The sequence below is a fragment of the Ruegeria sp. AA6 genome, from assembly GCF_056542865.1.
The window spans coordinates 1-11377 of the sequence record NZ_JBQGAN010000050.1; the positions used below are offsets into that span (position 1 = coordinate 1).

11 protein-coding genes are annotated in these 11377 nt (G+C 54.5%); 3 read left to right on the forward strand and 8 right to left on the reverse strand.

The window, feature by feature from the left end:
• Positions 1-50 precede the first annotated feature (50 nt).
• Together ACR0LN_RS23365 and ACR0LN_RS23370 are read right to left on the reverse strand one after the other, a co-directional pair.
• Complete coding sequence (locus tag ACR0LN_RS23365) at positions 51-173, reverse strand: hypothetical protein (protein WP_480433106.1); 123 nt, start codon at positions 171-173, stop codon at positions 51-53.
• A 143-nt stretch (positions 174-316) separates the two neighbouring features.
• Positions 317-1408 carry a Bug family tripartite tricarboxylate transporter substrate binding protein gene (locus tag ACR0LN_RS23370; protein WP_480433108.1) on the reverse strand — a complete coding sequence of 364 codons (1092 nt, stop codon included), beginning with the start codon at positions 1406-1408 and terminating at the stop codon, positions 317-319.
• 148 nt (positions 1409-1556) lie between these two features.
• Between ACR0LN_RS23370 and ACR0LN_RS23375 the strand changes: the two genes are divergently transcribed.
• Positions 1557-2462 carry a LysR family transcriptional regulator gene (locus ACR0LN_RS23375; RefSeq protein WP_480433109.1) on the forward strand — a complete coding sequence of 302 codons (906 nt, stop codon included), beginning with the start codon at positions 1557-1559 and terminating at the stop codon, positions 2460-2462.
• Between the two features lie 85 nt (positions 2463-2547).
• Here the strand turns inward: ACR0LN_RS23375 and tcuB are convergent, their stop codons facing one another.
• The 3 genes from tcuB to ACR0LN_RS23390 are packed head-to-tail and all read right to left on the reverse strand — an operon-like array spanning position 2548 to position 5691.
• Positions 2548-3615: a tricarballylate utilization 4Fe-4S protein TcuB gene (tcuB, locus tag ACR0LN_RS23380; protein ID WP_480433111.1), complete on the reverse strand. Its 1068-nt coding sequence runs from the start codon at positions 3613-3615 to the stop codon at positions 2548-2550.
• Entirely contained in the window at positions 3605-4999 is a 1395-nt protein-coding gene (gene tcuA, locus ACR0LN_RS23385; protein ID WP_480433113.1) for an FAD-dependent tricarballylate dehydrogenase TcuA, read from the reverse strand. Before tcuA ends, tcuB begins: the two co-directional genes overlap by 11 nt.
• A gap of 11 nt (positions 5000-5010) precedes the next feature.
• Positions 5011-5691, reverse strand: a complete 681-nt coding sequence (locus ACR0LN_RS23390; protein ID WP_480433114.1) for a GntR family transcriptional regulator — start codon at positions 5689-5691, stop codon at positions 5011-5013.
• Between the two features lie 684 nt (positions 5692-6375).
• Here ACR0LN_RS23390 and ACR0LN_RS23395 point away from each other — a divergent pair.
• On the forward strand, positions 6376-6510 hold the full coding sequence (locus tag ACR0LN_RS23395; RefSeq protein WP_480433116.1) for a hypothetical protein: 135 nt from the start codon (positions 6376-6378) through the stop codon (positions 6508-6510).
• Between the two features lie 69 nt (positions 6511-6579).
• The gene (locus ACR0LN_RS23400) at positions 6580-7419 is read left to right on the forward strand and encodes an SDR family NAD(P)-dependent oxidoreductase (protein ID WP_480433117.1); all 840 of its coding nucleotides are present in this window, start codon (positions 6580-6582) and stop codon (positions 7417-7419) included.
• Positions 7420-7687: 268 nt separating this feature from the next.
• Here the strand turns inward: ACR0LN_RS23400 and ACR0LN_RS23405 are convergent, their stop codons facing one another.
• The 3 genes from ACR0LN_RS23405 to ACR0LN_RS23415 form a co-directional block, all read right to left on the reverse strand.
• The gene (locus ACR0LN_RS23405; protein WP_480433118.1) at positions 7688-8341 is read right to left on the reverse strand and encodes a DUF1826 domain-containing protein; all 654 of its coding nucleotides are present in this window, start codon (positions 8339-8341) and stop codon (positions 7688-7690) included.
• Positions 8338-9549, reverse strand: a complete 1212-nt coding sequence (locus tag ACR0LN_RS23410) for a GTP-binding protein (protein ID WP_480433120.1) — start codon at positions 9547-9549, stop codon at positions 8338-8340. The genes ACR0LN_RS23405 and ACR0LN_RS23410 overlap by 4 nt, the downstream gene beginning before the upstream one ends.
• A gap of 729 nt (positions 9550-10278) precedes the next feature.
• Positions 10279-11094 (reverse strand): IclR family transcriptional regulator, encoded by an 816-nt coding sequence (locus ACR0LN_RS23415; RefSeq protein ID WP_480433122.1) that lies wholly within the window; start codon positions 11092-11094, stop codon positions 10279-10281.
• Positions 11095-11377: the final 283 nt, after the last annotated feature.

The following is an 11377-nucleotide window of genomic DNA, read 5'->3' on the forward strand; positions in this document are numbered from 1 at the left end:
AATCTCTTCGGGCTTTGGTCTCTTGTTTGCCATTCGTGGTCCTCCGTTTCCTAAACATAACGGTGGACCAGTTCAGTTGGGGAGGCCCAGCCTGTCACAACCCCTGCGATCAATGCCATCATTGTCGACAGCGTCGTCAGTTGGGCGAGTGCTAAGAGAGCAGCGTCCGACATTTAGGCATTCCCGTTTGAAACTAACCTTGGTCGATGCCCCGGAACTGCTGTGTCACAAGTCCAGTCATGGAGCATCGGACGAGCGCAAAATGCGCTTTGGTGGAAGGTTGCGCCCCGCAAGGCGCCAACCCGTTTTTTGAAATTTAGTCGAGCTTGGTGTCGAACCGTTCCTGCAAGAAGGTCGCAACCCATTCGCGTACTTCGGGATCCAGCGCCGTACCACTAGCGATCGCACGCTGGGTCTCTTCACCAAAATTCAGCGGCATCGAGCCAATCTCACGCGGCAGCGCTGCGGCGACTTCCGGGTCGGAGGTAACGGCCTTCATCGCCTCGATATAGGCATCGCGGATGTTATCCGGTGTCCCCTTGGGCAGCATGACAGCCTTCGACAGCATGACTTTGGCATTCATCAGCGACTTCTGCATTTCGTATGCCGGACCTTCCGGGGCCGCCCCAGTTACGGCTTCGTAGAATTCCGGGAAGGTCGGGACGTCCGGCAGATCCGGGTCGCGCTGCAGATTGCCATTTTCGTCGATGACACCATAGCTCCAGACGGGGTTCACTTTCGGGTCTTCGCCATAGTCTTTCAGGTAAGACCGCGTGTTGTCGGTGTTCATGTTCATCTCGCCCCGCTGGAACGCGGCTTCGGCGTCTTTCGAGGACAGGCCAAACAGATAGCTGGGCTCGATACTTAGCATCTCCATCGACACGAAGTCCAACAATTCAGCAGACAGAGGCGTTTCCGTACCGAACCGGATATTGGCGTTTTTTAGCGCTTCGTAGTCGGCGTTCATATCCGTACCGCCAAGACCGATGTCGTCGCTGATCGCATACAGCGAAGCACCGCGAGAGAAACCGGTTACTGCTACCCACTCATTCGGGTCATAATTGGCAACATCAGAACCCATCAAGACCGGCAACAGGCCGGACGTAGACGCCATGATCAGCATCGTTCCGTCGGCAGGCGCGTTCTCATGGAAGTCATTTGAGGCCGTGACCGAACCACCACCAGGCTTGTTCAGAACGATGACATTCGGGTTTCCAGGCAGGTTTTCGCTCAGCTTCGTTTGCAGAACACGTGTAAGGCGATCTGTACCGCCGCCTTCGCGAAAGCCCACGATCCAGGTGACCGTTTTGCCTTCCAAAGAAAAGTCTTCGGCCTGAGCCATTCCCGGCAGCGCAACAGCGGCTGCGGTTGCAGCGCCAATTGCGAATTTCTTCAATCCATCCAACATGGATACTCCTCCCTATGAGTGTCGCAGCGCCCCTCGCGTCGGCGCGGATTTGCAACTCATTCGTCGATAACGTGCAAAACTTGACATGAGCGGAAAAGGAACTCAAATTCAAAAAAATCAAAGATTGTTGCGTTTTGGGAATGAATATATGTTACGTGACATAACGCTCGGAGATATCAGCGCATTTGTCCTGGTGGCCCGGTTGGAAAGCTTTGCTCTTGCCGCCGAAGAGCTTCTCGTGACGCAATCCGCGCTGTCCAGACGGGTCAAAAAGCTTGAGAATTCACTGGGCGCGCCTCTATTGGACAGAACGACCCGTTCGGTCACTGTATCACGTCTGGGCAGGGAGTTTCTGCCGCAGGCAGAGCGGATTGTGAACGACTTTCACAGGTCGCTCGACGACATAGATCAGGTCGTCAAAGTTCAGCGTGGTATCGTCTCGTTTTCCTGCAACATGACGATATCCGACACGCTCTTGCCGGAGATTCTGGCCCAGTTCAAAGGGACCTACCCTGACATCCGTATTCGCGTGCACGAGGATTCCAGCCCTCAGGCCATCGAACGCGTTCTGAGCGGCCAATCGGAATTGGCGTTGGCGCAGTTCGGCGAAGGCCACCCAGACTTGGAGTTTGAAGCGCTGATCGACGATCGGTTCGTAATCGCGTGTCACAAGAGCCATCCTCTTGCCGGCACATCATCGACGACATGGGAAGACGTAAAAGACGAGCAATTCGTCTTGCTGAGAAGCGAAAGCGGGACGCGGAAAATCCTGCAAAGGTATCTTGGTGACAAGTATGATGTGATCGCGAATGACATGCAGGTGGGCCACTTCCACTCGCAGTTGGGACTGGTCGGCAAAGGCATTGGCATTGCGGCCATACCCTCCCTGGTTCGCCTTTCGCGAAAAGACCTTGAGCTGGCGATTATTCCGATTTCCAAACCCACTGTTCGGCGAAAGCTAGGAATCGTGACCTATCGCGGACGATCCCTATCACCGGCGGCTGAGGAACTTCGCAAGGTCGCAGTGTCTGTCATGACCGGCTTTTCTGAGTAAACCTTCGCAACGGCTGAGCTGGAAACAAACAATCGACGCCTTTTGGGGAGCCGATTGCAAGTTATCCAACGGAGCTACGACTAACCTAAGCGCTGCGTTTCCTTTGAGCGTCTCGGACAAGAGCGGCCATACGGTAAAAGCCATGAGCCATTTTTGTGAAAGGCGTCAGCAGGAAGAATGTCAGAACAGATCCAAGGTGGATGGCAAGAAGCGCAGGCATCAGAGCCGTTGAACCGAGGGCGTAGAGAACCAGCCCACTTAGCCCAACAAAGCCCAGCAACAAAATGAATCCAATATCACCACCCCAAGCCGACGGGTCACCGAGGTGACGGTCAGACTTTTGTTTGAGCAGAGCCATGGCGCCGCAACCCACTGTCAGCAAAATGCCACCAGAGATTCCAAACAGTTTGGGCAAAGACCAGAATCCGTAGGGTGCATGCAACCCGAACCCGTAGTGCAGAACCGTCGCCACCGAGGTCGACGCAAAGCACAGCAGGAAACCATACATGATTGCCTGATGGGTGTGACGTCGACCCTGACTGAATCGGTCTTCGTCTTCAAAGTTACAACCTTCGCCATGCCCGGCAGCCAGGTCCTGCATATTGCCAGCGCGTTTGAAGGCGGTCATCAAATCTGACATTTGGATGGGTTTGCCCCCGACTTCGGCCCAATAGCGCTTTAGGCTGATGGCGATACTAAAAAGCGGCAGCAGGAACGCGGGCGCAAAGATTGCGACCATCGCGTTGTGCGAAAGGACGGTGTAGAACCCTTCGCCTCCGCTGGAGCCGACAGCGCGTATTGCCCAGAACAGGAGGGCGAACCCGATCACCAGTGCCAGCGCAATAGCCCCGCCGTGGGTGTGGAACCGACGCGCCAGCGGCTGCGGCCATGCGAAGCGTTCCCAACTGTCCCGCCGCACCTCGGCCAGAGCTTTCGGAAAGTTCAGGTCAAACTCGTGCGGAGCCGTATACTGACAGGCATAGTAGCAACCCCGGCAGTTGTGGCACAGGTTAGCCAGTTGCGTGATGTCCCCATCGGAAAACGCGCGTTCCGCATGCAGCGACGGGAACACCGAGCAATAGCCCTCGCAATACCGGCAGGCGTTGCAAATCTCGGCCTGACGGCGGGCTTCTTGAATAAGATCAGTTTGCATAAGCGGCAGCCTCACGTCCTGCGATGCGTCCAAAAACGGTTCCGATGGTCATGCCGAAACCGGCCAGATACCCCTGCCCCAGGATCGACCCGGCCATGGTCTCGCCGGCTGCCCAAAGGTTCTTGATCTTGCCTTTTGGGGTCGAACACTGCGCTGTGTCGTCAACCTTCAGCCCCAGATAGGTAAACGTCACCCCGGTTCGTAACGAATAGCCATAGAAGGGCGGTTCGGTAATAGGGCGCGCCCAGTTCGTCTTGGGCGGCGTCAGACCCGAGGTCGCAACCCCGTCCAGTTCAGTTGGGTGAAAGCCACTGGTGTCACCGCAAGCGGCATTAAATTCGCTGACGGTTGCGGTCAGCTTGTCCGCGGGCAGACCCATCATCCCCGCGAGTTCGTCCAGCGTGTCCGCCTTCAGCGGAGGGAACACCGAGGGCATGAACAGGTTCAGCGATTTTGCATCAATGACTACATAGCCCACCTGATCCGGCTGGGCTGCCACCAGGCGTCCCCAAATCGCATAACGCTTGGGCCAAACATCCTCGCCTTCGTCATAGAACCGTTCGGCATCTTTGTTCACAACAATTGAAAACGGGACGCAATCCAGGCGGGTGACGATGCCGCCGTCAAACTTTGGTGCGCGCCCGTCGATGGCGACCGCGTGGCATTGGGTCGGGTCGCCGACACTCTCAACACCTTGGTCCAGCAGATCAGCCAGAACCACACCTCGGTTATACGGAGTGCCCCGGATGAGAAAGTTCTTCGCAGGCTCACCCCAGGCGCGGGTTAGCCAATCTGTATCGGCCTGAAATCCGCCGGACGCAACAATTACCGCTTTGGGAATGATACGATGAGACTGTCCTTCATATGTGTATTCCACCCACTCGATGCGATCATCGTTCAGTTCCAGATGCGTAACCGCGGCCTCATACAGCACCTCAACGCCAAGACCTGCCGCCGTCCTGTAATACGCGTTCACCAACGACTTACCGCCCCCCATGAAAAACGCATTTGTCCTTGCCAGCGACAATGTCCCGGAAAGGGATGGCTGAAACCGAACCCCATGCTCTTCCATCCACGGCAAGCATTCCTCTGAGGTGCGGATCGCTAGGCGAGCCAAGTGCTCATCAGTTTTTCCACCAGTGACCTTCAGCAGATCGGAGAGGTATTCGTCTTCATTGTACTCTTCGATCAACGGTCCCAGAGGGGATTTGTGCATGCAACGAAAGTTACGGGTGTGGCGCGAGTTTCCGCCACGGTACGGTTTCGGAGCCGTTTCGAGGATCAGAACGCGAGCACCTGTCTCGGCGGCGGTCATTGCAGCGCAAAGGGCGGCGTTCCCACCCCCTATCACAACGATATCGTAAACATCCTTTTGGGTGGTCATATCCTGTCTACCTATTGGTTTTCTTCGATTGCGCGATCGCGTTCCTGCAAGGCGCGGATACGCATCCTTTGTGCGGCTTGAATATGCGCACGCATCTCCGTTTCAGCCGCAGAACCGTCGCGGGCCTTCAAAGCCGTCATGATGCGCCGATGCTCGGCCACTGCCGCCCCCGATCGCTCGTTGTCCAACAATTGCGAAGGCCCAAGGATCAACAGCGCCTTTTGCAAGGACAACATGGATTTTGACAGAAACCGATTTTTGGCAGCATCCAACAGCGTTGCATGAAAGACCCTGTTGATTTGGGTCGCGTCGGGGCCGGTACCAGCCTCGGCCAAACGGTCATTTAATATGTCCAACTCATCCAGCTCGACATCCGAGGCCGCGCGCGCCGCCAACCGTGCGGCAGTGCCCTCAAGGACTGCACGCATCTCATATAGCTCCATGATTTCGGCGTAATCCAGGCTGCGAACGGTCGCGCCTTGCCGCGGAACATGGGTGACCAAACCGTCAGCCTCCAACTGACGGATCGCCTCGCGAATGGGAGTTCTGCTGACACACAGTCGCTCGGAGAGTTCAGTCTCGCGCAGGCGCTCACCAGGCAGAAGAGTGCCCTCGCGAATCTCGTCCAACAGGCGCTGATAGGCAAAATTGCCTTGCGGGCCGGGCTTTAAGGGGTCGTCGTGAACCGTCATCGCACGCTCATCTATCAACTTGCATCCAATTGCATACACTTGGATACATATTGAGTCAATATCGCTGAAATACGGGCCTTACCCGCCCAGGCCAACACCCCTTCGCTTGTGACGAAGCAGGCCGTGACACTTGGTCGTCGGTGCTGGGCACCAAAGTTTTTTGCGGTGGACCACTACCGCGCTCTCTGTCTCGCCCGGAAAGAGCTTGGAATGCAGAAAAACTTCTCGGACGAAGGTTTTCGCAGCATCTTCGAGGTCAATTTTTTGGGACCGAACGCGTGCCACGCGCGTTGCATCCAAAATGAGAGTGTAGAGATTTGGGTCGATTTTAAACGCTACCAGTATACTTGGTCGTGTCACCGTTCCATGGGCCGCGCAGTGCCGTGATGTGGGCCGTTGAAGCCATAATTGAGACCTATCGTTGGGAGTTAAGCCAATTCAGAGTCGACGGTGCCGTCATCGATCCGGGTGACTTCCCAACGAATTTCTTCGCCAATCTCATCGCCCCATTTTCAAGAGGCCGGGACGCGAGCTATGGGGAATTTACCGGCGCTCCGGGGGCCGGGCTTCATAGTATGGGAGGGTCTTTAGCAAACAATCTTTTGCTATTTTCACAAATCGTGGCGGATGCGGCACTGGGGGGTAATCCACCCTGCTCTCGGTCAACGCAAGCTCCGCAACATAATGGCTAAAAGTGGCACGGCCGACCCCTTCATCCTGATGAACGAGAAGGTGGAAACGGCCAAAAAGGTGCTCTTTACTGCTCATGGCATGGAGGGCATGATGAAGTTGAACACCACCGTCGTTGACGCTGCGTGACACGCCCGGCGGGCCCAGAAACGCGTCTGTGCTTGCCTCCTGACTTCCGCAACCAAGAAGGTGCCCTGCATGACCCATCCCGCTTTCAACTCTGATTCCGTTGCAGTCATCACTGGTGGAGCTTCTGGCATTGGCCTCGCTGCTGCATTGAAATTCGCCCAAATCGGTATGCGCATTTTTGTCGTTGATCGAGATGCAGCGAAACTGTCCGCCGCCGCTGAGGCGATCAGCGCTGCTGGTGCGGCAGACGTTATGACGTCTGACGCAGACGTCAGTGATCGCTCCCAACTGGCAGCGCTTGAGAAGCATGTAACAGACCGTTTCGGCGGCACGGATATCTTGATGAACAACGCTGGGGTGGGTGTCAAATCGTCAACCCTGGGTGAAGCGGAACCTTGGGAGGCAACACTGGGCGTCAATCTCTGGGGTCCGATCCATGGCACTCAGGTCTTTGCCCCGAATATGATTGCCAGAGGTCGGCCGGGCGCGATCATCAACACCGGCTCGAAACAGGGTATCACCACTCCGCCCGGAAACCCCGCCTACAATGTTTCAAAGGCGGCATTAAAGACCTTCACAGAAGCATTGTCCCACGAGCTAAGAACCGGCCCGGGTCACCGGATAACGGCACATCTGCTTGTACCTGGATTTGTCTATACCGGCATGATCTCAGCACCGGAAAAACCTGCCTCTGCCTGGACGGCCCAGCAGACTGTCGATTTCTTCGTCGACAGCGTCAACAGAGGTGATTTTTACATCCTCTGCCCAGACAACGACGTAACGCGGGACATTGACGAAAAGCGTATCGCATGGAGCTTGGCAGACATTATCGAAAATCGCCCCCCGCTCAGCCGCTGGCATCCGGACTATAAGGACGCCTTTGCATCCTTTATGGATGGTAAGGGCTGACGGCACCCATCGACACTCCAAGTGCCCAATTGCTCGTTGTGCAACGCAAAAAAACTCGAATAGCCCATGGTAGCCGCCCAGCTTCTGCGTGCGATTCTGGAATAGCAGCCCGCATTCCGTACATTCACTGCAAGCGTAATATTTTGAAGTCTGCGAACTCACGGATCGCGCGACGATAACCGGCATTCATAGGGTTAAGACGAATATCGGTATGCTCGCAACATCTGCTATCGCCACACCATTTTCGGTGTGGCAATCGCATAAAAAGTCAGTGCATCAACACTTGATCAAATTCACTCTCAGGATCGACGACAGGATCGAGAACCAGTACAAGCCGCGTTTCTCCTGAGCCTTCAATCGGTGGAGAGCGGTGCAACAGGCCAGATTTCGGTTGTTCGGGCCAGCGCGTACCCCGCAAAATAATTGGAGCGGAAGTAGGAACGGTAAAGACGCGATCTGGATCGGCTCCATCGGTAGAGATACCATATTGGGTTCCCGTGCCGCGATACGTACAGACGAGACGTGCGGTGACGGCATCAACATGAAACCTACGACAGGCATTCGTGGTCACGACATCCAAGCGCAGGCGCAGCCATTCAGTGCTCATCAAATCTGCAAAAATATCCGATAGGGCAGCGATGTCATCTATCAAGCGGTCGCGTTCATCGACACTTGGAGTTTCGGATGTGTCGCATATTTCAGATACCGCCTGCCGAACCGCCTCGGGGCGCAGGATCAATCGCGCCCTCGGCAGGTTTTCCGGTGGCAACCCATCGATCCAAGATTGAAAGCGTTGCAAAGGGTTCCTTCGCCAAATTACGGCAGCACACCCCGGATAATGGATTTCTGTCAGTTCCTCGGGCGTTTCAGCGACAATTACACCTGGAGCAGCGTCTTTGATGATCTCTCGCGCATAGATCATTCTGCCGCCTCCGCACGACGCCACATCGGGAAAGGATCAGGCAGGTCCGGCAAATCCTCGGGTCGACCCGAAGCAAGCGCGGGAAGCAAGGCCGCGTCCAGACGGGCCTTCAACGCCGGCCAATCGATGCCGCTTCCGATGAACACGATTTCCTGCCGACGGTCTCCCCAAGGCTCTTGCCAATGTGCCTCCAGGTAGGCTCGTGCGCTTTCATGATCGGGCCGCCGGTCTTCAGGAACAGTGGCCCACCACGTGCCCAGTGGTTTGATCGAAGATAACGAGCCGGCAAGTGAAAACTCGGCAACCCAGTCCGGGCGGGTGGCGATCCAGAAATGCCCCTTGGCTCGGATTACGCCCGGCAGTTCACCGTTCAAAACAGTCAGGATTTTTTCAGGCACGAAAGGTTGCCGGGCACGGTATACAAAACTTGTAACGCCATATTCCTCGGTTTCGGGAACATGGTCCGCAAATCCGTAAAGCTCTTTGGCCCACATCGGGTGTTCATGTGCTTTTTCGAAATCAAAGAGACCAGTATCCAGAATCGTGTCGGCAGGTACATCCGAGTGATCGGTTTCCACGATCCGGGCATCAGCATTCAGACTACGAATGATCTTGCGCGCGGCATCCACACGTTCCGGTCCGGCATCAGTGACCTTGTTCAAAACCACTATGTCCGCAAACTCGATCTGATCCGTAAGCAGATGTACCAGAGTGCGCTCGTCCTCTTCGCCAAGCACCTCGCCGCGGTCGCTTAGGAAGTCGTGGCTGGAAAAATCCCCAAGTAGGTTCACGGCATCGACGACAGTGACCATCGTATCTAACCGCGAGACGTCAGACAGGCTGTTACCGTCTGCGTCGCGAAAATCAAAGGTGGCGGCAACGGGCAAAGGTTCAGAAATACCCGTTGATTCAATGAGAAGGTAGTCGAACCGGCCTTCTGCCGCCAATCGCCTAACTTCATCCAGAAGATCGTCGCGAAGCGTACAGCAAATACAACCATTGGACATCTCCACCAATGTTTCGTCGGTTCGGGATAGTTCAGTATCGGCGCGCACCAGATCGGCGTCGATATTTACTTCGGACATATCGTTCACAATGACAGCAACCCGACGCCCGTCTCGATTGTTTAGCACACGGTTCAGAAGTGTCGTTTTACCTGCTCCAAGGAAACCGGACAACACGGTAACAGGAAGGCGGGTGTCGATCATAGATTGTAATCCTCATCTGGAAGGGCCGGCCGGACCGTCACGCAGGTGTGACGTCTGCATCCCTGCATCTTGAACACAGATTTTGTTACGTTATTACGTATTAAACAGCAATACGCGATTTTTTGATTAAATATCGAGCCACTTCCAAAACGCGTGAGGCGTACCGAATGAAGTTAACCCTGAATTCCACACGAAGCAGAAGCAAATGCAGCATCCAAAATCAGCTTGCTTTGGTCTTTTCGCGGCCTTCCGAGGCAATTCAAAACACCTGCTCGTCAGGGAACGACCAGTTAATACGCGAAATCGCAACGGTGTTTTTTGAAAGTTTCCTGCCCCATTCGGGCTTCTTCCTGCCCATGTTCTGGACAGACATGCGAAGCTGACCAACATGGCCAACCTGATCCGACTGATTATTTGAGACGAGGCCGTCCATGCATACTAGTTAGTTACAATTTTCAGCGTGCTGCAAAAATCGCCAACCAACTCAGCCACCTTTTCCAGAAAAGACAGAAAATATAGGCGACAGGGCTGGTGCATGAATTTTTTCATTCACATGTAAATCGTGGTTTACTGACATGCACAGGGAAGCGATCAGCGGTCGTATGTCTTTCGTTCCATCGCCAGCAAGAATTATCTTTACTACAAAAGTGTGTCCAAACTTTGAGCTGAAGCCGCGGTGGCTGTTTTGGAACCCTTCTTACGGGTTGGACACTTATACCAGCGTCGCGCTCAGGGAGCGATGCCTCCTATTGCTGTTGTGATTTCACGCGCCGCATCACGGACCATCTGACCAAAATACTCTGAATTGGTCTTGTTGATCCGAGCGGTCGGGCCTGAAACCGAAACGCCGGCACAGGGCACTCCATGCTCATTATAAATCGCAGCACCGGTGCACGACATTCCAGAGTAGCGTTCTTCCTCGTCAAAGGACCACCCGCGCCTGCGAATACCTTGAAGATCGGTCAAAAGGGAGGCTACAGATCTGTGCGTACGTTCTGTGAAAGTCTCGAATTTCGTTGCAGCCAACACCGTATCAAGAGAGTTAGCACTCATCGCTGCCAACAAAGCCTTCCCCGTGCCTGACGCGTACATGGGCGTTCGGGAGCCCGGTGGAAAGAATGCCCGGATTGGATTGCTGGTTTCAATCTGACTGACAAAAACGACGCTGCCACCATCAGGCATGGCCATATTCGCGGTCTCTCCGCTTTCACGCATGAGCCTGCGCATAATCGGTCGGCCAAGTTCCACGACACTGTTGCGTTTTAGGTAGGACGCCCCAATCCGATAAGCCTCGACCCCAATCATCCATTCCTGGCGCGCTTCATCAAAAACGACAAAGTCGCGATGGGACAGAGTATTCAGAATTCGATGGGTCGTCGCCATCGGAACCCCGGTCTCGCGGCTCAGATCACTTAAGTTGCATCTTTCGAATTTGGCCAAAACGCTGAGTGTGCCAAGCGCCCGGTTCAGGGATTGCATCGTTCCGGCCGAGCTTTCCTTGAACAAAGATTTGGGTCGACCCCGTGCTCTTTTCTGATTCTCCACGCCTGTTATCTCCGTTGGTTTGCACAAAAAATACTAAGGTTCAGATTCTATTTTTCAAATTGCGCGAACTGCGCATGTAAAATGGAAAAATAGCCGGTTCTTTATTTTCAGAGGCTTACGTCAATTTTTCACATACTGAAAAAACTTTTCGAGAAAATTGAAAAACCCAGTTTTTGGTAAGATAATTTTACCAAATCGGAGGATATAGATTATGTCGACCCAGAACCCAGTGTTTATTCCCGGCCCGACGAACATCCCTGATCGTTTGCGTTTGGCGATGCAT

What these genes read in the sequence shown, in the direction of transcription:
- ACR0LN_RS23410 (WP_480433120.1), bottom strand. Translation starts at nt 9,549, where the DNA reads ATGATCGACACCCGCCTTCCTGTTACCGTGTTGTCCGGTTTCCTTGGA.
- ACR0LN_RS23405 (WP_480433118.1), bottom strand. Translation starts at nt 8,341, where the DNA reads ATGATCTATGCGCGAGAGATCATCAAAGACGCTGCTCCAGGTGTAATT.
- ACR0LN_RS23390 (WP_480433114.1), bottom strand. Translation starts at nt 5,691, where the DNA reads ATGACGGTTCACGACGACCCCTTAAAGCCCGGCCCGCAAGGCAATTTT.
- tcuB (WP_480433111.1), bottom strand. Translation starts at nt 3,615, where the DNA reads ATGCAAACTGATCTTATTCAAGAAGCCCGCCGTCAGGCCGAGATTTGC.
- ACR0LN_RS23375 (WP_480433109.1), top strand. Translation starts at nt 1,557, where the DNA reads ATGTTACGTGACATAACGCTCGGAGATATCAGCGCATTTGTCCTGGTG.
- ACR0LN_RS23400 (WP_480433117.1), top strand. Translation starts at nt 6,580, where the DNA reads ATGACCCATCCCGCTTTCAACTCTGATTCCGTTGCAGTCATCACTGGT.
- ACR0LN_RS23365 (WP_480433106.1), bottom strand. Translation starts at nt 173, where the DNA reads ATGTCGGACGCTGCTCTCTTAGCACTCGCCCAACTGACGACGCTGTCG.
- ACR0LN_RS23370 (WP_480433108.1), bottom strand. Translation starts at nt 1,408, where the DNA reads ATGTTGGATGGATTGAAGAAATTCGCAATTGGCGCTGCAACCGCAGCC.
- ACR0LN_RS23395 (WP_480433116.1), top strand. Translation starts at nt 6,376, where the DNA reads ATGGCTAAAAGTGGCACGGCCGACCCCTTCATCCTGATGAACGAGAAG.
- tcuA (WP_480433113.1), bottom strand. Translation starts at nt 4,999, where the DNA reads ATGACCACCCAAAAGGATGTTTACGATATCGTTGTGATAGGGGGTGGG.